Annotated in this window: 23 protein-coding genes, 1 pseudogene and 1 other annotated feature; of the genes and pseudogenes, 17 read left to right on the top strand and 7 right to left on the bottom strand. The window is 54.1% G+C overall.

Going from position 1 to position 22,280, the window contains the following annotated elements; genetic code table 11:
• Positions 1-153 precede the first annotated feature (153 nt).
• Positions 154-248, top strand: a sequence feature (Trp leader region).
• Between the two features lie 23 nt (positions 249-271).
• From trpE to HVX72_RS09785, 9 genes are all read left to right on the top strand, one after another.
• Positions 272-1,834: an anthranilate synthase component I gene (gene trpE / locus HVX72_RS09825; RefSeq protein ID WP_181823095.1), complete on the top strand. Its 1,563-nt coding sequence runs from the start codon at positions 272-274 to the stop codon at positions 1,832-1,834.
• On the top strand, positions 1,834-3,429 hold the full coding sequence (trpD, locus tag HVX72_RS09820; protein ID WP_060571302.1) for a bifunctional anthranilate synthase glutamate amidotransferase component TrpG/anthranilate phosphoribosyltransferase TrpD: 1,596 nt from the start codon (positions 1,834-1,836) through the stop codon (positions 3,427-3,429). Before trpE ends, trpD begins: the two co-directional genes overlap by 1 nt.
• Positions 3,430-4,791: a bifunctional indole-3-glycerol-phosphate synthase TrpC/phosphoribosylanthranilate isomerase TrpF gene (gene trpCF, locus HVX72_RS09815; protein WP_233459216.1), complete on the top strand. Its 1,362-nt coding sequence runs from the start codon at positions 3,430-3,432 to the stop codon at positions 4,789-4,791.
• A gap of 10 nt (positions 4,792-4,801) precedes the next feature.
• Positions 4,802-5,995 (top strand): tryptophan synthase subunit beta, encoded by a 1,194-nt coding sequence (gene trpB, locus HVX72_RS09810; protein ID WP_181823094.1) that lies wholly within the window; start codon positions 4,802-4,804, stop codon positions 5,993-5,995.
• A complete protein-coding gene (gene trpA, locus HVX72_RS09805) occupies positions 5,995-6,801 on the top strand; it encodes a tryptophan synthase subunit alpha (RefSeq protein ID WP_042283468.1) in 807 nt (268 codons plus the stop codon). Before trpB ends, trpA begins: the two co-directional genes overlap by 1 nt.
• A gap of 568 nt (positions 6,802-7,369) precedes the next feature.
• The gene (locus HVX72_RS09800) at positions 7,370-7,552 is read left to right on the top strand and encodes a general stress protein (RefSeq protein ID WP_042283472.1); all 183 of its coding nucleotides are present in this window, start codon (positions 7,370-7,372) and stop codon (positions 7,550-7,552) included.
• Between the two features lie 83 nt (positions 7,553-7,635).
• Positions 7,636-8,136 carry a ferritin-like domain-containing protein gene (locus HVX72_RS09795; RefSeq protein ID WP_181823093.1) on the top strand — a complete coding sequence of 167 codons (501 nt, stop codon included), beginning with the start codon at positions 7,636-7,638 and terminating at the stop codon, positions 8,134-8,136.
• 60 nt (positions 8,137-8,196) lie between these two features.
• Complete coding sequence (locus tag HVX72_RS09790; RefSeq protein WP_060571304.1) at positions 8,197-8,703, top strand: ferritin-like domain-containing protein; 507 nt, start codon at positions 8,197-8,199, stop codon at positions 8,701-8,703.
• A 19-nt stretch (positions 8,704-8,722) separates the two neighbouring features.
• Positions 8,723-9,601, top strand: a complete 879-nt coding sequence (locus HVX72_RS09785) for a manganese catalase family protein (RefSeq protein WP_181823092.1) — start codon at positions 8,723-8,725, stop codon at positions 9,599-9,601.
• A 73-nt stretch (positions 9,602-9,674) separates the two neighbouring features.
• Here HVX72_RS09785 and ompW read toward each other — a convergent pair whose 3' ends face one another.
• Positions 9,675-10,313, bottom strand: coding sequence for an outer membrane protein OmpW (ompW, locus tag HVX72_RS09780; RefSeq protein WP_181823091.1), 639 nt, complete (start codon positions 10,311-10,313; stop codon positions 9,675-9,677).
• 234 nt (positions 10,314-10,547) lie between these two features.
• On the opposite strand from ompW, the pseudogene HVX72_RS09775 reads away from it, so the two are divergent.
• The 5 genes and pseudogenes from HVX72_RS09775 to yciA form a co-directional block, all read left to right on the top strand.
• Positions 10,548-10,625 (top strand): annotated as a pseudogene (locus HVX72_RS09775) (YkgJ family cysteine cluster protein); the annotation flags it as partial.
• Positions 10,626-10,653: 28 nt separating this feature from the next.
• The gene (locus HVX72_RS09770) at positions 10,654-11,397 is read left to right on the top strand and encodes a YciC family protein (protein WP_181823090.1); all 744 of its coding nucleotides are present in this window, start codon (positions 10,654-10,656) and stop codon (positions 11,395-11,397) included.
• A 55-nt stretch (positions 11,398-11,452) separates the two neighbouring features.
• Positions 11,453-11,992, top strand: a complete 540-nt coding sequence (locus HVX72_RS09765; protein WP_181823089.1) for a septation protein A — start codon at positions 11,453-11,455, stop codon at positions 11,990-11,992.
• Positions 11,993-12,192: 200 nt separating this feature from the next.
• The gene (locus tag HVX72_RS09760; protein WP_181823088.1) at positions 12,193-14,379 is read left to right on the top strand and encodes a TonB-dependent siderophore receptor; all 2,187 of its coding nucleotides are present in this window, start codon (positions 12,193-12,195) and stop codon (positions 14,377-14,379) included.
• 100 nt (positions 14,380-14,479) lie between these two features.
• A complete protein-coding gene (gene yciA, locus HVX72_RS09755; RefSeq protein ID WP_042283498.1) occupies positions 14,480-14,881 on the top strand; it encodes an acyl-CoA thioester hydrolase YciA in 402 nt (133 codons plus the stop codon).
• 70 nt (positions 14,882-14,951) lie between these two features.
• Here yciA and tonB read toward each other — a convergent pair whose 3' ends face one another.
• A complete protein-coding gene (gene tonB / locus HVX72_RS09750; protein WP_181823258.1) occupies positions 14,952-15,686 on the bottom strand; it encodes a TonB system transport protein TonB in 735 nt (244 codons plus the stop codon).
• A gap of 250 nt (positions 15,687-15,936) precedes the next feature.
• Between tonB and HVX72_RS09745 the strand changes: the two genes are divergently transcribed.
• Positions 15,937-16,233, top strand: coding sequence for a YciI family protein (locus HVX72_RS09745; RefSeq protein WP_042283503.1), 297 nt, complete (start codon positions 15,937-15,939; stop codon positions 16,231-16,233).
• 40 nt (positions 16,234-16,273) lie between these two features.
• Here the strand turns inward: HVX72_RS09745 and HVX72_RS09740 are convergent, their stop codons facing one another.
• Positions 16,274-16,447: a YciY family protein gene (locus HVX72_RS09740; protein ID WP_131729057.1), complete on the bottom strand. Its 174-nt coding sequence runs from the start codon at positions 16,445-16,447 to the stop codon at positions 16,274-16,276.
• A 141-nt stretch (positions 16,448-16,588) separates the two neighbouring features.
• On the opposite strand from HVX72_RS09740, the gene cls reads away from it, so the two are divergent.
• Positions 16,589-18,049 carry a cardiolipin synthase gene (cls, locus tag HVX72_RS09735; RefSeq protein ID WP_042283506.1) on the top strand — a complete coding sequence of 487 codons (1,461 nt, stop codon included), beginning with the start codon at positions 16,589-16,591 and terminating at the stop codon, positions 18,047-18,049.
• A 34-nt stretch (positions 18,050-18,083) separates the two neighbouring features.
• Positions 18,084-18,413 carry an HI1450 family dsDNA-mimic protein gene (locus HVX72_RS09730; RefSeq protein WP_042283511.1) on the top strand — a complete coding sequence of 110 codons (330 nt, stop codon included), beginning with the start codon at positions 18,084-18,086 and terminating at the stop codon, positions 18,411-18,413.
• A gap of 45 nt (positions 18,414-18,458) precedes the next feature.
• Here HVX72_RS09730 and HVX72_RS09725 read toward each other — a convergent pair whose 3' ends face one another.
• From HVX72_RS09725 to oppC, 4 genes are read right to left on the bottom strand one after another with little or no spacing between them, the layout of a single operon-like run.
• Complete coding sequence (locus tag HVX72_RS09725; RefSeq protein ID WP_181823087.1) at positions 18,459-19,295, bottom strand: ion transporter; 837 nt, start codon at positions 19,293-19,295, stop codon at positions 18,459-18,461.
• Between the two features lie 49 nt (positions 19,296-19,344).
• Positions 19,345-20,349 (bottom strand): murein tripeptide/oligopeptide ABC transporter ATP-binding protein OppF, encoded by a 1,005-nt coding sequence (oppF, locus tag HVX72_RS09720; protein ID WP_042283516.1) that lies wholly within the window; start codon positions 20,347-20,349, stop codon positions 19,345-19,347.
• A complete protein-coding gene (locus tag HVX72_RS09715) occupies positions 20,346-21,359 on the bottom strand; it encodes an ABC transporter ATP-binding protein (protein WP_060571307.1) in 1,014 nt (337 codons plus the stop codon). Before HVX72_RS09715 ends, oppF begins: the two co-directional genes overlap by 4 nt.
• An 11-nt stretch (positions 21,360-21,370) precedes the next feature.
• Positions 21,371-22,279 (bottom strand): oligopeptide ABC transporter permease OppC, encoded by a 909-nt coding sequence (gene oppC, locus HVX72_RS09710; protein ID WP_181823086.1) that lies wholly within the window; start codon positions 22,277-22,279, stop codon positions 21,371-21,373.
• Between the last annotated feature and the right edge of the window lies 1 nt (position 22,280).

Genomic DNA, 22,280 nt, shown 5'->3' with positions numbered 1-22,280 from the left:
CTCCCGTCTTCATATAAATGGACTTGCCTGCGCATCATAACGGTTTCAGCAAATTAACTGAAATCAGGTATTGACAATATGCCATCGAACTAGTTAACTAGTACGAAAGTTCACTTAGAAAAGGGTATCACAATGCAAGCATGTTTCATTCTTCACGGTTGGTGGCGCACTTCCTGATTTCGGGCAGTGTACTTGTGCATGCTAACCGCACCCAGATACCCGGCCCGCCTGCAAGCGGGCTTTTTTTTGAGCAAAATTAATGAGAACAACAATGCAGACATCAAAACCTACACTTGAGCTGATTACCTGCGACGCCGCGTACCGCGAGAACCCCACGGCGTTGTTTCATCAGGTTTGCGGCAACCGGCCAGCGACGCTGCTGCTGGAATCCGCGGATATTGACAGCAAAAACGATTTAAAAAGCCTGCTACTGGTTGACAGCGCGCTACGCATCACCGCAATGGGTGACACTGTCACGTTACAGGCATTATCCGCGAACGGCGCCGCGTTGCTGAACCTGATGGATACCGCCCTGCCCGCAGGCGTGGAGAATGCCTCGCTGCCGGATGGCCGCCTGCTTCGCTTCCCTTCCGTCAGCCCCTTACTCGATGAAGACGCCAGGCTGTGCTCACTGTCGGTCTTTGACGCGTTTCGCATTCTGCAGACGCTGGTGACCGTTCCGGCAGAAGAACGCGAAGCCATGTTCTTCGGCGGCCTCTTTGCTTACGATCTGGTCGCGGGGTTTGAAGATTTACCGCAGCTTGAGGCAAATAACCGCTGCCCGGACTACTGCTTCTATCTGGCGGAAACATTGATGGTGATCGACCATCAGAAAAAGAGCACCCGCATTCAGGCCAACCTGTTCACCAGCGATGACAACGAACGGCAGCGGCTTAACGCGCGTCTGGCGCATCTGAGCCAGCAGCTCAACGAACCCGCGCCGCCGTTACCGGTGGTCTCCGTGGCGCAAATGCGCTGCGAGTGTAATCAGAGCGATGAAGAATTTGGCGCCGTGGTGCGCACGATGCAAAAAGCCATTCGCGCTGGCGAAATTTTCCAGGTCGTGCCCTCCCGTCGTTTTTCGCTGCCCTGCCCGTCGCCGCTGGCAGCCTACTACGTGCTGAAGAAAAGCAACCCCAGCCCGTATATGTTCTTTATGCAGGACAATGATTTCACCCTGTTTGGCGCCTCACCTGAAAGCTCACTGAAATATGACGCTACCAGTCGTCAGATTGAAATTTACCCGATTGCCGGTACACGTCCGCGTGGCCGTCGCGCCGACGGTTCGCTGGACCGCGACCTCGACAGCCGTATTGAGCTTGAAATGCGCACCGATCATAAAGAGCTTTCCGAACACCTGATGCTGGTGGATCTGGCGCGTAATGACCTCGCTCGCATTTGTACGCCGGGCAGCCGCTATGTTGCCGACCTGACTAAAGTCGATCGCTATTCATACGTGATGCACCTGGTTTCCCGCGTCGTCGGCGAGCTACGCCGCGATCTCGACGTGCTGCATGCCTATCGCGCCTGTATGAACATGGGTACCCTGAGCGGCGCGCCGAAGGTACGGGCCATGCAGCTGATTGCCGACGCCGAGGGACAGCGACGCGGCAGCTACGGCGGCGCCGTAGGCTATTTTACCGCTCACGGCGATCTGGATACCTGCATCGTGATTCGTTCGGCCCTGGTTGAAGACGGGATCGCCACCGTGCAGGCGGGTGCCGGCATCGTGCTGGATTCGGTTCCGCAGTCTGAAGCCGATGAAACCCGTAATAAAGCGCGCGCGGTTCTGCGTGCCATCGCGACCGCGCATCACGCACAGGAGACGTTCTGATGGCTGATATTCTGCTGCTCGATAACATTGATTCATTTACCTATAACCTGGCAGATCAGCTGCGTACCAACGGCCATAACGTAGTGATTTACCGTAACCATATCCCGGCTCAGACCCTGATCGACCGCCTCGCCACCATGAAAAATCCGGTGCTGATGCTCTCTCCGGGGCCGGGCGCGCCGAGCGAAGCGGGCTGCATGCCAGAACTGCTGACGCGTCTGCGCGGTAAACTGCCGATCATTGGCATCTGCCTTGGGCATCAGGCGATTGTGGAAGCCTACGGCGGCTATGTCGGTCAGGCCGGTGAGATTCTTCACGGTAAAGCGTCGAGCATTGAGCACGACGGGCAGGCGATGTTTGCCGGCCTGAGCAACCCGCTGCCAGTGGCGCGCTACCATTCGCTGGTGGGCAGTAATGTCCCGGCGGGGCTGACCATTAACGCGCATTTTAACGGCATGGTGATGGCGGTCCGTCACGATGCTGACCGGGTCTGCGGTTTTCAGTTCCACCCGGAGTCGATCCTCACCACCCAGGGCGCGTTGCTGCTCGAGCAAACGTTGGCCTGGGCGCAACAGAAGCTGGAGCCAACCAATACGCTGCAGCCTGTTCTGGAAAAACTGTATCAGGCGCAAACCCTGAGCCAGCAGGAAAGCCATCAGCTTTTCTCTGCGGTCGTCCGCGGTGAACTGAAACCAGAACAGCTGGCGGCGGCGCTGGTCAGTATGAAAATTCGCGGCGAACATCCGCTGGAGATTGCCGGCGCGGCCACAGCCCTGCTGGAAAACGCCGCCCCGTTCCCGCGCCCGAACTATCCGTTCGCGGATATCGTGGGGACCGGCGGCGACGGTAGCAACAGCATTAATATTTCTACCGCCAGCGCGTTTGTCGCGGCGGCGTGTGGCCTGAAAGTTGCTAAACACGGGAACCGCAGCGTATCCAGTAAATCCGGGTCGTCGGATCTGCTGGCCGCCTTCGGCATCAACCTCGACATGAATGCCGACAAATCGCGCCAGGCGCTGGACGAGCTCGGCGTCTGCTTTCTGTTCGCGCCGAAATACCACACCGGTTTCCGCCATGCAATGCCGGTACGCCAGCAGTTGAAAACCCGTACGCTGTTTAACGTGCTCGGCCCGCTGATTAACCCGGCGCATCCGCCCCTGGCGCTGATCGGCGTCTACAGCGCGGAACTGGTGCTGCCGATCGCCGAAACGCTGCGCGTGTTGGGTTATCAGCGCGCGGCGGTGGTGCACAGCGGCGGCATGGACGAAGTGTCCCTGCATGCGCCGACGATTGTGGCGGAACTCCATGACGGCGAAATCAAAAGTTATCAGCTCACCGCGGAAGACTTCGGCCTGACGCCGTACCATCAGGAACAGCTGGCGGGGGGAACGCCGGAAGAAAACCGTGACATTCTGACACGCTTGCTACAAGGTAAAGGCGAAGCCGCGCACGAGGCTGCTGTCGCCGCAAATGTCGCGATGCTGATGCGACTGCATGGTGAAGAAGATCTGAAAGCTAATGCGCAAACTGTACTGAACGTTCTGCGCAGTGGTTCCGCTTATGACCGAGTCACCGCACTGGCGGCAAGAGGGTAAATGATGCAAACCGTTTTAGCGAAAATCGTCGCAGACAAGGCGATTTGGGTAGAAGCCCGCAAACAACAACAGCCGCTGGATACATTCCAACAGGATGTCCAGCCGAGCACGCGTCATTTCTACGACGCGTTACAGGGGGCGCGCACAGCCTTTATTCTGGAATGTAAAAAGGCCTCTCCGTCGAAGGGCGTGATCCGCGACGATTTTGATCCGGCGCGCATTGCCGATGTGTACAAGCACTATGCGTCGGCGATTTCCGTCCTCACTGACGAGAAATATTTCCAGGGCAGCTTCGATTTCCTGCCGCTCGTCAGCCAGGTCGCACCGCAGCCGATTCTGTGCAAAGACTTTATCATCGATCCGTACCAGATCTACCTTGCGCGCCACTATCAGGCCGACGCCTGCCTGCTGATGCTGTCGGTACTCGATGATGAACAGTATCGCCAGCTTGCCGCCGTCGCCCACAGCCTGAAAATGGGGGTGCTGACGGAAGTGAGCAACGAAGAAGAGCTGGAGCGCGCCATTGCGCTCGGGGCGAAAGTGGTCGGCATTAATAACCGCGATCTGCGCGATCTGTCGATTGATTTAAACCGTACTCGCCAGCTTGCGCCGAAACTGGGTCACGGCGTGACGGTCATCAGCGAATCGGGTATCAACACCTACGGTCAGGTCCGCGAGCTCAGCCACTTTGCTAACGGTTTTCTGATTGGCTCTGCGTTAATGGCATATGACGATCTCAACGCCGCTGTACGTCGCGTCCTGCTGGGGGAAAATAAAGTCTGTGGGCTGACGCGCCCGGAAGATGCGAAAACGGCTTATGAATCGGGCGCGATCTACGGCGGGCTGATTTTCGTTCCTACCTCCCCCCGCTTCGTTACTGACGAACAGGCACAGCAGGTGAAAGCCGCCGCGCCGTTGCAGTATGTGGGCGTGTTCCGCAACGCTGAAATCGCCGACGTTTGCGACAAAGCGAGTCGACTGATGCTGGCTGCCGTCCAGTTGCATGGCGGCGAAGACCAGGCTTACGTTGATGCGCTACGCGCCGCGCTGCCTGCACAGGTGCAGATCTGGAAGGCGCTGAGCGTTGGCGAAACGCTCCCGGCGCGGGATTATCGGTCTGTCGACAAATACGTGCTGGATAACGGCCAGGGCGGCAGCGGCCAGCGTTTCGACTGGTCGCTATTGCAGGGACAGGCGCTGGATAACGTTCTGTTAGCAGGTGGGCTTGGCGCAGATAACTGCGTCGAGGCCGCGAAAGCCGGCTGCGCCGGTCTCGATTTCAATTCAGGTGTAGAGTCACAGCCGGGCATCAAAGATGCACGCCTTCTGGCATCGGTATTTTCGACACTGCGCGCATATTAAGGAAAAGGACATGACAACATTACTTAATCCCTATTTTGGTGAATTTGGCGGCATGTACGTGCCGCAGATACTGATGCCCGCGCTGCGCCAACTGGAAGAGGCGTTCGTCAGCGCGCAGAAAGACCCGGCGTTTCAGGCCCAGTTTACCGACCTGCTGAAAAACTATGCGGGTCGTCCCACCGCGCTAACGAAGTGCCAGAACATTACGGCGGGCACCCGCACCACGCTGTATCTGAAGCGCGAGGATTTGCTGCACGGCGGCGCGCATAAAACCAACCAGGTATTAGGCCAGGCGCTACTGGCAAAGCGAATGGGCAAAACCGAGATCATCGCGGAAACCGGCGCCGGACAGCATGGCGTTGCGTCGGCGCTGGCCAGCGCGTTGCTCGGCCTGAAATGCCGTATCTACATGGGCGCGAAGGACGTTGAGCGCCAGTCGCCCAACGTGTTTCGTATGCGTCTGATGGGTGCTGAGGTCATTCCCGTTCACAGCGGTTCCGCGACGCTGAAAGATGCCTGTAATGAGGCGCTGCGCGACTGGTCTGGCAGCTACGAATCCGCCCACTATATGCTCGGCACTGCGGCAGGCCCGCATCCTTTCCCGACCATTGTACGCGAATTCCAGCGCATGATCGGCGAAGAAACCAAAGCGCAACTCCTTGAAAAAGAAGGACGTTTGCCGGACGCCGTTATTGCCTGCGTCGGTGGCGGTTCCAACGCTATCGGGATGTTTGCTGACTTTATTAATGAAACCAGCGTCGGGTTGATTGGCGTTGAACCAGGCGGTCACGGAATAGAAACAGGCGAACATGGCGCCCCGCTTAAGCATGGCCGCGTCGGGATTTACTTCGGTATGAAAGCGCCAATGATGCAGACTGAAGAGGGTCAAATCGAAGAGTCTTACTCAATTTCCGCGGGTCTGGATTTCCCGTCGGTGGGGCCGCAGCACGCTTATCTGAACAGCACCGGGCGTGCCGATTATGTGTCGATTACCGACGACGAAGCGCTGGATGCGTTCAAAACGCTGTGCCGTCATGAAGGGATTATCCCGGCGCTGGAATCCTCCCACGCATTGGCCCATGCGCTGAAAATGATGCGTGAGAACACGGAGAAAGAGCAACTGTTGGTGGTAAACCTCTCCGGACGCGGCGACAAAGACATCTTTACGGTACACGATATTCTGAAAGCGCGAGGGGAAATCTGATGGAACGCTACGAAACGCTGTTTGCACAACTGAACGATCGCAAGGAAGGCGCCTTTGTCCCCTTCGTGACTCTCGGCGACCCCGGCGTGGAACAGTCGCTCAGCATTATCGATACCCTGATAGAGGCTGGCGCTGACGCGCTGGAGCTGGGGATCCCTTTCTCCGATCCGTTAGCCGATGGCCCGACTATTCAGAGCGCAACCCTGCGCGCTTTTGCCGCAGGCGTTACGCCAGGCCAGTGTTTTGAGATGCTGGCGGCCATTCGCGCTAAGCATCCAACGATCCCGATTGGTCTGCTGATGTACGCGAATCTGGTATTCAGTAAGGGCATTGATGAATTTTATGCGCAGTGTGAAAAGGTCGGCGTGGATTCGGTACTGGTTGCCGATGTGCCGGTAGAAGAATCCGCCCCCTTCCGTCAGGCTGCGCTACGCCACAATGTCGCGCCAATTTTCATCTGCCCGCCCAATGCGGACGATGACCTGCTGCGCCAGATTGCCTCCTACGGTCGCGCCTACACTTACCTGGTGTCTCGCGCAGGGGTGACCGGGGCCGAGAACCGGGCGGCGCTGCCATTGCACCATCTGGTAGAAAAGCTGAAGGAATATCACGCTGCGCCTTCCCTGCAAGGTTTCGGTATCTCGGCGCCGGAACAAGTATCCGCCGCCATTGACGCCGGTGCGGCAGGTGCGATATCGGGTTCAGCGATTGTAAAAATCATCGAGAAAAATATCGACACTCCTGAGCAGATGCTCAGCGAACTAAAAACCTTCGTCAGCGATATGAAAGCGGCCACCCGCCGTTAACACATCCCAGGCCGCCAGATTCATGCTGGCGGCCTGCTCCGTTGCGTGACGTCAACGCACTCAAGCCATGAACAGGTTTCCATAACTTTTCCTTCAGTCTGCTGTAATAGCAGGTTTTTTTGGTTGGTTACGCCACCCGTCTGCTGCCTGCAGCCGCGTTTATACGACCTGCACCCTCAAAAAATCTGCATCAATAGAAAATTTTCCTTCATGGATTTTGAACACTCACAGTTTGCCAGGATTAATCCTAAAGCCCTGAGTCCAGTCAACGCTTAAACGTCAGTTAGCCGCAGTTAACGTAAGTTAATGTCAGCATTACGTTTATCATTAACATAACCACACATTATGGTAACGTAAGTTATTAGTTGAAAGGTTAACGATATGTCGCTAAGCCACTCATTTTTAACGGGCTACTATTAAATAATTAATATCGCAGCAAAATTATTTTCACCGCAACCAGAACAGCCGCTTAAATTTGACTATCTGCTGATAGCGACTAATTTTAGAAGGGTGACGACAACGGTCACAAATTAACATTTATATATATTAACGAAACAGGAGAAATAACATGGCCGAACATCGTGGTGGTTCAGGAAATTTCGCCGAAGATCGTGAAAAAGCATCAGAAGCAGGCCGCAAAGGCGGTCAGCATAGCGGCGGGAATTTTAAAAATGACCCGCAACGTGCTTCTGAAGCAGGTAAAAAAGGTGGCCAGAATAGCCACGGCGGAAATAAATCCGACAAATCATGATTTAATTGTTTCCACAACAACATGATTTCTCGAAGCATGCTGCGAGTCTTCGGGCTCGCAGTATTAATCTCAGGAGAATACCAATGAATATGAAGACTGTTGAAGACGTTTTTATCCATCTACTTTCAGACACCTACAGCGCAGAAAAACAATTGACTCGTGCTCTGTCGAAATTATCCAGAGCCGCCTCTAACGAAAAATTAATCCAGGCGTTTCAGGCTCACCTTGAAGAAACGCAGGGTCAGATTGAGCGTATCGATCAGGTCGTTGAATCTGAAGCCGGTATTAAAGTGAAGCGCATGAAGTGCGTGGCGATGGAAGGCCTGATTGAAGAAGCGAATGAGGTCATTGAAAGCACTGAGAAAAACGAAGTGCGTGACGCCGCCCTGATTGCTGCTGCGCAAAAAGTTGAACACTACGAAATTGCAAGCTACGGCACTCTGGTAACGCTTGCCGAACAACTGGGCTATACCAAAGCGGTCAAACTGCTTAAAGAAACGCTGGAAGAAGAAAAAGCCACTGATTTAAAACTTACCGATTTAGCAATTGCTAATGTGAATAAAAAAGCCGGAAATAAATCCTGATAATTTTATTTCCTGTTTTTAACCCACACTGCTTTTAATTATTTTCTGAGGACATAACCAATGAATGCGATTGAACATTATCATGACTGGCTTCGTGACGCCCATGCTATGGAAAAACAAGCCGAATCCATGCTCGAATCAATGGCGAGCCGCATCGATAATTACCCTGACTTGCGTGCAAGAATTGAACAACATATTAGCGAAACCAAGCATCAAATTACGGTTCTGGAAGGTATTCTCGACCGCAATAATATTTCCCGCTCGGTTATCAAAGATTCAATGAGTAAAATGGCCGCGCTTGGTCAGTCTATCGGCGGTATGTTCCCTTCCGACGAGATCGTGAAAGGGTCAATTAGCGGCTACGTTTTTGAGCAATTCGAAATTGCCTGCTATACCTCCCTGCTCGCAGCTGCGCAAAAAGCAGGCGATACCGCGTCTATTCCTGCCATTGAATCCATCCTTAATGAGGAAAAACAAATGGCTGACTGGCTGATTAAACATATTCCTGACACAACAGAACAATTCCTGCTGCGCTCTGAAGCAGACGGCGTAGAAGCGAAAAAATAAATTATTATCAGGAGGCAGCATGTTTCGACACGTTAAACAACTTCAATATACGGTGCGAGTCAGTGAGCCTAATCCTGGTTTAGCAAATCTTTTGCTGGAGCAATTTGGCGGCCCTCAGGGCGAACTGGCTGCTGCATGTCGTTACTTTACCCAGGGTCTGGGTGATGATGATGCAGGACGCAAAGAGATGCTGATGGACATAGCGACCGAGGAACTGAGTCATCTGGAAATCATCGGTTCGCTGGTAGGCATGCTGAATAAAGGCGCAAAGGGCGCGCTGGCTGAAGGTACGGAAAACGAAGCCGAACTGTATCGTTCCCTTACCGCTAACGGCAACGATAGCCACATTACTTCCCTGCTCTATGGCGGCGGCCCTGCCCTGACCAACTCCGCAGGCGTGCCGTGGACAGCGGCTTATATCGACACAATCGGCGAAGTGACCGCCGATCTGCGATCCAACATCGCCGCTGAAGCACGGGCAAAAATTATTTACGAGCGGCTGATTAACGTCACAGACGATCCCGGCGTTAAAGACGCGCTGGCGTTTCTGATGACCCGTGAAGCTGCGCACCAGTTGTCGTTTGAAAAGGCGCTGTACTCAATTCGCAATAACTTCCCGCCGGGTAAATTGCCGCCTGTCGAGCAGTACACCAACGTGTACTACAACATGTCTCAGGGCGACGATCCGCGCGGTAGCTGGAACAGTGACGAGAACTTTGAATATGTTGCCGAACCGATGCCAGCCGTTGACGGCGGTGACGGTCTGGCTACCGTCAAACTGACGAAACAGCAGCAAACGCTGTTAAAAGCGATGGCGGAAAGAACCAAGTCCGATCCGTCGGCCGACCCGCTCACCAGTGCAGAACTCGGTCAAGGCGAGCCGCAGGAAAAGCAGTAATAGCGTGAAGAAATAATTCCGTGTGTGTCATGTCCTTATTGACCCCGTAAATACGGGGTCTTTTTTTATGGCATCAGAAACGATAACCGGCGGAGAACATAAATACCCACGGGTCGAGACGAATGTCATCATGCTGTTTGACACCGGCGAGCTTATAGTCTGCGGTAGTATCGATGTCCATATACCAGACGGACATGTTAATTAGCCAGTCACGGTTGATGAGATAATCCATCCCAACCTGCCCCGCCGCGCCCCAGGAATCTTTCAGGCTAAGATCGGAAACCCCGGTATTTTTCCCATTTTCATTGACGTCATTATCAAAGAAGGTTGTGTAGTTTACGCCTACCCCGACATAAGGACGCAGCTTGCTGCTGGAATCGCCAAAATACCATTGCGCCATCAGTGTTGGCGGTAGGTGGTGCACGGTCGCGATATCGCCGGTTGCTTTGGTTCCGACTTTATGGCGGAACGGCGTCGCGCCAAGCAGTTCAATACCAATGTTGTCGGTCGCCATATAGGTAAAGGTCAGGCCGAGTTGGGTATCGTTACTGACATTAAAACCGCCCAGATGGCCTAATGTGCCGTCTGCGCCTTCTGTCGGACGAACCGTCGCCGAGCCTGCCCGAATAAAAAACTCGCCAGCTTCATGCGCATAGACGCCGCCAGAGAGAAGTGTACTTACTGCCAACGCCGCCACTGTTAACTTTTTCATATCCGCTCCATCGTTATGGTTATAACTGCGTGACGAATATACCCACATTGGAGTAATAAGTGATCTAACCTGGATCACATTACGTCGTGTAATTTAACATTTATTGATCCAGATTAATTTAGAAGTAGCATTCAAAATCCTGGTTATTGTCATTCAGATCAAATTTGAAATATTTTCATAAAGTGAATATCTTTTGAGCAATCGTCAAAGCCAGCGCCTGTTTATTGCTTCCTGCTTTACAAAGATATGCTTTTCCATACAACCGTTGATGCTGCCACTGCGCCTTTATCCAGGGTACAATTGCCCGCTTAATAACACCTGCAAAACTCAAGGAGAGTGCATGTCTATCACGGCGAAGTCCGTATACCGTGACACCGGGAATTTTTTCCGTAATCAATTTTTAACCATCCTGCTGATCTCGCTGCTGTGCGCGTTTATCACGGTGGTATTAGGGCATGCCTTCTCACCCAGCGATGCGCAAATCGCGCAGTTGAGTGAAGGGGATCATCTGGCCGGGAGCGCTGGCTTGTTCGAGCTGGTGCAAAATATGACGCCAGAGCAGCAGCAGATCCTCCTGCGTGCGTCGGCGGCGTCCACGTTCTCCGGCCTTATCGGTAATGCCGTCCTCGCCGGTGGCGTGTTGTTAATGATCCAGCTCATTTCCGCAGGCCACCGCGTGAGCGCGCTGCGTGCTATTGGCGCCAGCGCGCCGGCGCTGCCAAAGCTGTTCATTCTAATTTTGCTGACCACGCTGCTGGTGCAACTCGGGATTATGCTGATTGTGGTGCCCGGCATTCTGCTGGCCATCGTATTGGCTCTGGCCCCGGTGATGCTGGTGCAGGATAAGATGGGCATATTTGAGACCATGCGTAACAGCATGCGTCTGGCGTGGGCGAACATGCGACTGGTGGCCCCGGCCGTCATCGGTTGGCTGTTGGCAAAAACGCTGCTGTTACTGTTCGCATCGAGCTTTGCCGCCTTTGACCCGAACGTTGGCGCGGTGATCGCAAATACGTTGAGCAATTTGATCTCTGCCGTATTGCTCATCTACCTGTTCCGTTTGTATATGTTGATTCGCCAATAACCCCTTACGCGTCGCAGGCCTTTTCGCCCGACGCTTTTGATTACGGAAATGAACAATGAAGCAGTTTCTCGATTTTTTACCGCTGGTGGTCTTCTTTGTTTTTTACAAAGTCTATGACATCTATGCCGCCACCTCCGCGCTGATTGTGGCAACGGCCATCGTGCTTATCTACAGTTGGGTTCGCTACCGCAAGGTAGAGAAAATGGCGCTGATTACTTTTATTCTGGTCGCCGTGTTTGGTGGGCTGACGATCTTCTTCCATAACGATGAGTTTATTAAGTGGAAAGTCACGGTCATTTATGGCCTGTTTGCCAGCGCGTTGCTGATCAGCCAGTGGGTAATGAAAAAACCGCTGATTCAGCGCATGTTGGGTAAAGAACTGACGCTGCCGCAAGCAGTGTGGTCGAAGCTCAACCTCGCATGGGCGGTGTTCTTTATTCTGTGCGGCCTCGCGAATATTTATATCGCGTTCTGGCTACCGCAAAATATCTGGGTGAACTTTAAAGTGTTTGGCCTGACCGCGCTGACGCTGATTTTTACCCTGCTCAGCGGCGTCTATATTTATCGACATATGCCGCAGGAAGACAAATCCTGAACCGCTTTCGATGCCAGGCCTGAAAACCTGGCTTTTTTTCTCCCCTCCCGGTATCACCTGTTCTGCACTTTTCCTTTGTTATCGATCCATAAATTGGGTGAATCATGAAGATATTGTGGAGATTGCCTTCCTGATATTGTAATGAGAATGCTTATCATTGATATTCCGTATCGCATTTTTAACAATAGGGATGTCCGTTGATGATTTCGATAATAAAAAGCTCTCCGCGCCCTCTGGCGCTCTTGATTGCCGCAGCATTGAGTGGAAATGCGTTCGCTGCAGACGACGCGATGAATGACGGTGAAACCATGGTCGTTCAGGCCACCGCCGAAGAAGCCCTTAAGCAACAGCCAGGGGTGTCTGTCATTACCGCCAAAGACATTGAAAAACACCCTCCTGTTAACGATCTCTCCGATATTATTCGCACTATGCCGGGGGTTAACCTGACGGGTAACAGCGCCAGCGGCAGCCGGGGCAATAACCGTCAGATAGACATTCGCGGTATGGGTCCGGAAAACACCCTTATTTTGATTGACGGCGTACCGGTAACGTCCAGAAACTCGGTACGCTATAGCTGGCGCGGCGAGCGGGACACCCGGGGTGATACCAACTGGGTGCCTGCGGAAATGGTTGAGCGTATTGAGGTTCTGCGCGGCCCGGCGGCGGCACGCTACGGCTCTGGCGCCGCTGGCGGCGTGGTGAATATCATCACCAAACAGCCAACAAACGACTGGCACGGCTCGCTTTCTCTCTATACCAACCAGCCCGAGAACAATAAAGAAGGCGCGACCAAGCGCGCAAACTTCAACCTGAGTGGGCCGCTCATTGACGATGTACTGACGATGCGCCTGTACGGAAACATTAACAAAACCGACGCCGACGCCGCGGACATCAATACCCAACAAAACGGCTCCTATGCCGCCGGACGTGAAGGGGTACGCAACAAAGATATTAATGCCCTGCTCTCCTGGAAACTGACGCCGCAGCAGATTGTCGATTTTGACTACAGCTACAGCCGCCAGGGGAATATTTACGCAGGCGACACTCAGTACAGTAACAGTAACGTCAGCCCTAATGGTCTGGTCAACACGCTATACGGTGAAGAAACTAACCGGATGTACCGTCAGTCATGGGGCTTAACCCATAACGGGATCTGGGACTGGGGACAGTCAAAATTCGGCGTCTATTACGAAAAAACCAATAATACGCGGATGCAGGAAGGCTCGACCGGGAAAGTGGAGGGAATGATCAATAATACCGATTACTCCACCAGCCGCCTGGAGTCGTATCGTTCTTCTGGCGAACTGAACATTCCGGTCTTCTGGCTGTTCGATCAAACCCTGACCCTTGGGGCCGAATGGAGCCGCGATGAACTAAACGATCCGGCATCGATGCAGGCGACCAGCGCATCCGGCGTGCAGATTGGCAATGTCTCCGGCGACGCTTCTGACCGTAGCACGAAAAACAGCGCCACCCTGACCGGTATTTATCTTGAAGATAACATCCAGGCGCGCCCAGGAACGGACATCATCCCGGGGCTCCGCTTTGACTATCACAATGACTTCGGCAGTAACTGGAGCCCCAGCCTGAACATGTCCCAGGAGCTTGGCGACATGTTTAAGCTAAAAGCCGGGATTGCGCGGGTCTTCAAAGCGCCAAACCTGTATCAGTCCAGCGAAGGCTATCTGCTGTCCACACGCGGCAACGGCTGCCCGAATAATATCGCCACGGGCAGTTGCTACCTGCTGGGCAACCCGGACCTGGATCCGGAAATCAGCATCAATAAAGAGATCGGTCTTGAATTTAACTATGACGGCTGGGATGCGGGCATAACCTGGTTCCGTAACGACTACAAAAATAAGATTGTTTCGGGAACCGACATCATCGGCTACGCCTCTAACGGCAACAACATTCTGCAGTGGGAAAACGGCGGCAAAGCAATAGTCGAAGGTCTGGAAGGTAACGTGGTGATCCCGCTGCTGCCGGACACCCTGAGCTGGCGCACCAATGCGACCTACATGATCAAATCGGAAAATAAGGACACCGGTAACCCACTGTCGGTTATTCCTAAGTACACGATCAATACCATGCTGGACTGGCAGGTTAACGATAAATTCTCGACAAACCTCCAGTGGACGCAGTATGGCCGTCAGAAACCGCGTGAGTACGCCGAAACGCGTAACGAAACCGGCGCAATGTCGGATAAAGAAATCGGCGCCTACGCGATTGTCGGCATTGGCGCGAATTATCAGATGACAAAGAATCTGCGACTCAATGCGGGCATCAGTAACCTGTTCGATAAGCAGATTTATCGTGAAAACGACGGCGCGTCGACCTACAACGAACCAGGCCGGGCATATTACGCTGGCGTCACCATGTCATTTTAATCTCTCCAACGCCCGCCTCGCGGGCGTTTCCCCTCTGTTATCCATGCGAAAATCATAGTAGCATCGCGGCTGGAATTTTTTCTCTCTACTCGGTTTTACCATGACAACAACAACTAACGTCCCTCAGGGCGAACTGGTTTTACGCACACTGGCCATGCCCGCCGACACAAACGCCAATGGCGATATTTTTGGCGGCTGGCTGATGTCACAAATGGATATTGGCGGCGCGATTCAGGCGAAAGAGATTGCTCATGGCCGCGTGGTAACCGTCCGCGTGGAAGGAATGAGCTTTCTGCGCCCGGTAGCCGTGGGCGATGTCGTGTGCTGTTACGCGCGCTGCGTGAAGCGCGGAACCACCTCGGTGAGTATTAATATTGAAGTCTGGGTGAAAAAAGTGGCGTCAGAGCCCATTGGCCAGCGCTACAAAGCAACCGAAGCGCTGTTTATCTATGTTGCGGTTGATCCGGACGGAAAGCCGCGCCCGCTGCCGGTTCAGGACTGATATCGGAAACCTGCCTCAACAGTGCCGGAGGACGGTGTACTGTCCTCCGGCTGCGGATTTATACGATTCATTACTCGATCTGTGTGGTGCCGTTCAGACGGAAGACAATATTGACCACCAGCCCGGAACCGGGTTTACCCGCTTCGTAGCGCCATCTGCGCATCGCATTCTTCACTTCACGCTCGAACATATTGGCAGGTTGGGCAGAAAGAATTTGCACATTGTCCACCCGACCGTCTGCAGTCACATCAAATTTCACCTTCACCCGCCCTTCAATACGTAACGCCTGCGCGCGCGCCGGATACTGTGGCTGATTACGGCGCAGGGCGCGCGGTCCTGACGGCACGGCGACGGCAGGTTTGCTGGTTGCCGCCGCGGTACGGGTCGTCGGACGCGCAGACGCGTTAGTGTCAAACGGTGATGCCGGACGCGGCTCTGCGGGCTTAACGTCCCGTTTCGGCTGTTCCTCGACCTTTTTCACCGGCTTCGGTTTGGGTTTCGGTTTTGGCTTTGGCTTGGGTTTCGGTTTTTCGATCACCACCGGCGCTTCTTTTGGCGGTTCGGGGGTAATTTCAGGTTCCGGCTCGGGTTCAGGCTCAACGACCGGTTGCGGCGGCGGCTGAACCGCCTGAGGCGGTTCCAGGTCTGCCGGAGAGACCATCGTTACGGAGATAGGCTGCGCAGGCGCGGGCAGTTCAATAACCTGATGTACCGAGGTATATAAGAGTCCCGCAACCAGCGCGCCATGAATGGCAACAGAGAGCAGCGTCGGCCAGGGGAAGCGACGAGGTAAATCAAGGGTCATTGAAGTCATAATCGTTTCAGTTGAAAAACCAGACCTCAATTTTAAATGCAAATAGCAATCATATTCAATAAGGCATCACAGTCGGCGGCATTTAAAAACCAAATTCTGGCGAAAAAAACCTTGCTAACGCTGTGGCCTTAACAAAGCTGACATCTTTGCGTTGCAGTCAGGTGACCTTTCCAATAACGTATTTACACACTCGATTTGCCTGTTTGCGTCCCATGACGTTTCTGATTAAGGAGCCTTATACGTGCTTTATGTTATCTATGCTCAGGATCACGCCGATTCGCTGGAAAAACGCCTTTCCGTCCGCCCTGCTCATCTGGCGCGTCTGCAGTTGCTTCGCGATGAAGGTCGTTTGTTGACCGCAGGTCCAATGCCCGCGGTCGACAGCAACGATCCGGGTGCGGCGGGTTTTACCGGCTCAACGGTCATTGCAGAATTTGATTCACTGGAAGACGCGCAAAAGTGGGCGGAAGCCGATCCGTATGTGGCCGCCGGGGTGTATGCCCAGGTGTCGGTTAAGCCCTATAAGAAAACGTTTTAAACCGCGGTTCTTTGGGCACCGCAGGCGGTGCCCGTGTTGCTCAGACGCTGTGGATCGCAAACAGCAGCGCGTTACGCTGATGGTTGAGGATACACTTTCTGATTGAGTGGATCCGCATATTGCGACGTGACTGCCCTTCAAGCCAACGCGCTTTTCGGCGACTGGCCTGACGCAGCATACGCCAGCGTCCCACTTCCGTTCTACTCCGCTTCATGTGACTTACTCTTACAGTGCAAGAGTCTGCATTATACGCCTCGTCGCCAGGCAGGCTAGCGCTTTTCCCGCGTTTTTATTTGCCAGATTAATCCTGACGCGTAAACTCTTAACAATGCGCTTTCAAAAGGATTTTTAAACTATGACAACCTTCTACACGGTGGTGAGTTGGCTGGTCATTCTGGGCTACTGGGTGCTCATTGCCGGTGTAACATTACGTATATTAATGAAACGACGCGCGGTGCCTTCCGCCATGGCCTGGCTGCTGATCATTTATATACTGCCGCTGGTCGGGATCATCGCTTATCTTTCCGTTGGAGAACTTCACTTAGGCAAACGTCGTGCTGAACGCGCACGGGCAATGTGGCCTTCCACGGCCAAATGGTTAAACGATCTCAAATCCTGCAAACACATTTTCGCCGAAGAAAACAGCAGCGTGGCGTCCTCGCTGTTTAAACTTTGCGAACGTCGCCAGGGCATTGCCGGCGTCAAGGGCAACCAGCTCCAGTTGCTGACCGACACCGACGATGTGATGCAGGCGCTGATCCGGGACATCCAGCTGGCGCGGCATAACATCGAGATGGTCTTTTATATCTGGCAGCCGGGCGGCATGGCCGATCAGGTTGCGGAGTCGCTGATGGCGGCCGCGCGTCGCGGCATTCACTGCCGTCTGATGCTCGACTCCGCTGGCAGCGTGGCGTTCTTCCGCAGCCCATGGGCGGCGATGATGCGTAACGCCGGGATAGAAGTGGTTGAAGCGCTCAAGGTTAACCTGCTTCGCGTCTTCCTGCGGCGCATGGACCTGCGTCAGCACCGTAAAATGGTGATGATTGACAACTACATTGCCTATACCGGCAGCATGAATATGGTGGATCCGCGCTACTTCAAACAAGACGCCGGCGTCGGCCAGTGGGTGGACTTAATGGCGCGCATGGAAGGTCCGGTTGCGACTGCGATGGGCATCGTCTACTCCTGCGACTGGGAGATCGAAACCGGCAAGCGCATTTTGCCCCCGCCGCCGGACGTCAATATTATGCCTTTCGAGCAGGCCAGCGGTCACACGATCCACACCATTGCATCCGGCCCCGGCTTCCCGGAGGATCTGATTCATCAGGCGCTGCTGACCGCCGCGTATTCCGCGCGTGAATATTTGATCATGACGACGCCCTACTTCGTGCCCAGCGACGATTTGCTGCACGCCATCTGTACCGCCGCCCAGCGCGGCGTGGACGTCAGCATAATTCTTCCCCGCAAGAACGATTCCCTGCTGGTTGGCTGGGCCAGCCGCGCGTTCTTTAGCGAACTGCTGGCGGCAGGCGTCAAAATCTATCAGTTCGAAGGCGGCCTGTTACATACCAAAAGCGTCCTGGTGGACGGTGAGCTGAGTCTTGTCGGTACGGTCAATCTGGATATGCGCAGCCTGTGGCTGAATTTCGAAATCACGCTGGTGATCGATGATGCCGGATTCGGCGGCGATCTCGCCGCGGTGCAGGACGACTATATCTCCCGCTCGCGGTTGCTGGATGCCCGTTTGTGGGTAAAACGCCCACTCTGGCAGCGGATTGCCGAGCGACTGTTTTACTTCTTCAGTCCATTGCTGTAAAACGTGCCCAATAGTGGGTAAACAGGTAGTCATTATGGATATGGATCTGAACAATCGCCTGACTGAAGATGAAACGCTTGAGCAGGCTTACGATATTTTTCTCGAACTGGCGGCCGATAACCTCGACCCGGCAGACATTATTCTGTTCAATTTACAGTTCGAAGAACGCGGTGGAGCGGAATTGTTTGATCCGTCTGAAGACTGGCAGGAACACGTCGATTACGACCTGAATCCTGATTTCTTTGCCGAGGTAGTGATTGGGCTTGCCGACAGTGAAGACGGCGAGATTAACGATATTTTTGCCCGCGTTCTCCTGTGTCGCGAAAAAGACCATAAGCTCTGCCATATTCTCTGGCGCGAATAACCCTCCGTCATGCCGGAAAGCCGCCCGCTTTCCGGCGTTCCTCCCTTACTCCGGTAATTTACTGCCACAGTGGTTGCAATACCGCGCGCTGTTTTCGTGCTTGCTTTGCTGGCAGTGCGGACACTTGCGCGGCTGATTATCCTTTTGAAACGCGGTACTCATATGGGTAGTAATTAAGCCGGTTGGGATAGCAATCACCGAATAGCCAATCAGGATCAACAGCGAGGCAACAATCCGCCCAAGCGGCGTATGTGGCGTGATATCGCCATATCCGACGGTGGTGACCGTCACTATCGCCCAGTAGACAGAAGCGTTCAGCGTAGTAAAACCGTATTTCGGCCCCTCGATGAGATACATCAGCGTGCCGAAAATAATCATGACGATGGCGATAAAAGAATAAAACAGAATCAACTGATGCCGCGCGCTGACAATTGCCTGCCAGAATACGCGCAAAGAAGGCATAAAGCGCAGCAGCTTTAAGATACGCAATACGCGGATCGCCCGCATGGCGCGCCAGGCAAAGACATAATTCAGGCTGATCTCCGGCCATAGCCACATAACGTAGAGCGGCAGTATGGTGGCTAAATCAATTATTCCCCAAAAACTGAACACATATTTTGCCGGGTTCGGCCAACTGATCAGACGCAGCAAATATTCGACGGTGAAAATGAGCGTGACGAACAGTTCCAGCCAGACAAAAAGATGCCATTCGTCATAGGTCAGGTGATACTGGGTTCCCAGTCCCGATTCGACAAAAATAATGACCACGCTGATCAGCGCAAACAGCGCGCACAGACCTTCAAAGCGCCGCCCCGAGCGGGTATTCAGATCAAATAAGGTGTGGTAAAGACGACGCCGAATCGACGATAAAGAAAGTGACACGGTAACCTCACAATAAAAAACAGGGCTGACGTGATATCAGCCCTGGCAATTATAACGGGTCTACTTTCAGGCAGGAAACAGCATGTCGGAAACTGCCTTCCAGCACCGGGCGTGTTTTTGCGCACTCCGGCCCGGCGATCGGGCAACGGGTGCGAAATACACAGCCGGAAGGCGGGTTAATTGGCGAAGGCAATTCCCCTTCCAGCAGTTGGATGGTCTTGTTTTTTTCCCGATCGGGATCGGGGATCGGCACGGCAGACATCAACGCTTTAGTATAGGGGTGCAGCGGGTTGTGATACACCTCATCGTAGGTCCCCAGCTCTACCGCATGCCCCAGATACATCACCAGTACGCGGTCGGAGATATGCTTCACCACCGCCAGGTCATGGGCGATAAATATCAGCGACAACCCCATTTCACGCTGCAATTGTTGCAGCAGATTCACCACCTGCGCCTGGATGGAGACGTCGAGTGCCGAAACCGGCTCGTCGCAGATAATGAGCTTCGGCTCCAGGATCAGCGCACGCGCAATACCGATACGCTGGCACTGACCGCCGGAAAACTCGTGCGGGTAGCGGTTGATGAGATTTGGCAGCAACCCCACTTTCATCATCATCGCCTTGACCCGTTCGCGTACGTCCTGCCGCGGTAGCGCCGGATGATAGGTGCGCAGCGGTTCAGCGATAATTTCTCCGATGGTCATGCGTGGGTTCAGCGACGCCAGTGGATCCTGAAAAATCATCTGGATATCGCTGCGCACGTTGCGCCACTCTTCCGCTTTCATACCCAGCAGATCTTTTCCCAGCCAGGCCACTTTGCCGTCGGTCGCTTTCACGAGACCAATAATCGCCCTTGCGAAGGTCGATTTTCCACAGCCCGACTCCCCCACGACGCCCAGCGTTTCGCCTTCGTACAGCCGCAGCGTCACGCCATCCACCGCCTTCAGCGTTTTTGACGGCTGCCAGAACCACTGCTTGCCGTCTTTAATCGCGAAATGAACCTTCAGATCGGCAATTTCGAGGAGGACTTTACGTTTTTCATCTACAGCATTCATACCAGTTCCTCCACCGGTTTAAAGCAGGCGCGCAGGCGACCCGGGCTGAACTCGTCGAGCGGCGGCGCGCTGCTGCATATCTCCATCGCGTAGGGACAGCGCGGCTGAAACGGGCAGCCTTTCGGCAAACGCAACAGGTTTGGCGGGTTGCCGGGAATCGTTAACATCTCTTCGCCTTCGCCATCCAGACGCGGCACCGCGTTAAGCAAGCCGATGGAATAGGGGTGAACGGGACGGTAAAAGACGTCGCGCGCTGCGCCGTACTCCATAGTGCGCCCCGCATACATCACCAGCACTTTGTCGCAAATACCCGCCACAACGCCAAGATCGTGGGTAATCATAATGATTGCCGTATTGAATTCCCGCTTCAGATCATTGAGCAGGGTCATGATTTGCGCCTGCACGGTCACGTCCAGCGCGGTGGTCGGTTCATCGGCAATCAGCAGTTTTGGTCGACACAGCAACGCCATCGCGATCATGACGCGCTGACGCATGCCGCCGGAAAACTCATGGGGAAACATTCTCATGCGCTTGCGGGCTTCCGGCATTTTGACGGCATCCAGCATTCGCACCGACTCTTCAAATGCCTCAGCTTTGCGCATTCCTTTATGCAGCATCAGCACTTCCATTAGCTGCTCCCCAACGCGCATATAAGGGTTCAGCGAGGTCATTGGGTCCTGAAAGATCATCGAAATTTGCTCGGCGCGCAGTCTGTTCAGTTCCCGTTCGGGTAGATTAAGGATCTCACTGCCATTGAACTTTGCCGATCCGCCAATCCGGCCATTGGGGGCCAGCAGCCCCATCAGCGCAAACGCGGTCTGCGATTTGCCTGAGCCGGACTCGCCGACAATTCCTAAGGTTTCCCCGGCACGCAGGGTAAAGTTCAGATCGTTTACGGCAGTGACGTCACCGTCCGGCGTACTGAAGGTCACGCGGAGATCCTGTACGTCCAGCAGTGCGTTAGCCCGTTGCTCCGCGAGCGGCGCGGTTGCTGTTTCAATTACGCTCATGGCTGCGCTCCTTAACGGTCTTTCGGGTCGAGGGCATCACGCAAGCCATCGCCAATAAAGTTAAAACAAAACAACGTCACCACCAGGAATCCTGCCGGAAACAGCAGCAACCACGGCGAAACTTCCATTGAGTTCGCGCCGTCGCTTAATAACGCGCCCCAACTGCTCAGCGGCTCCTGGGTTCCCAATCCCAGGAAACTGAGGAAAGATTCAAACAGGATCATGCTTGGCACCAGCAACGACGCGTAGACCACCACCACCCCAAGCACGTTGGGCACAATGTGGCGGATAACGATATTCGGCGTGGAAACGCCGCCCACCTGAGCGGCCTCGATAAACTCTTTACGCTTCAGGCTCAGCGTCTGACCGCGCACGATACGCGCCATGTCCAGCCAGGAGACCATGCCGATAGCCACAAAAATCAGCAGGATATTTTGTCCAAAGAAGGTGACCAGCAGGATCACGAAGAACATAAACGGGAAGGAGTTGAGGATTTCCAGCAGGCGCATCATCACCGAATCCACTTTGCCGCCGAGATAGCCGGAAAGCGAGCCGTATAGCGTCCCCACAATCACCGCCACCAGCGCAGCGGCGATCCCCACCATCAGAGAAATACGTCCGCCAATCGCCACGCGCACTAACAGGTCGCGACCGGACGAGTCAGTGCCGAAATAGTGTCCGGACTCAACGTCCGGCGCGCTCGACATCATTCCCCAGTCGGTATCAAAATAGGTGAACGATGACAGCATTGGCGCCAGCGTGACGAACAAGGCAATAATGACCAGAACAACCAGACTGGCAACCGCCGCACGGTTATGCATAAAGCGTCGGCGGGCATCCTGCCACAGGCTGCGCCCTTCGACCTCCAGCTTTTCACTGAAATTCTCCAGCGCCTCGCTGTTTTTCTTACTTAACATCATC

It is taken from the genome of Citrobacter sp. RHB21-C05 (assembly GCF_013889015.1).
GTDB classification, from domain to species: Bacteria; Pseudomonadota; Gammaproteobacteria; order Enterobacterales; family Enterobacteriaceae; genus Citrobacter_A; species Citrobacter_A sedlakii.
This window is presented reverse-complemented; position numbering and strand designations above follow the sequence as displayed.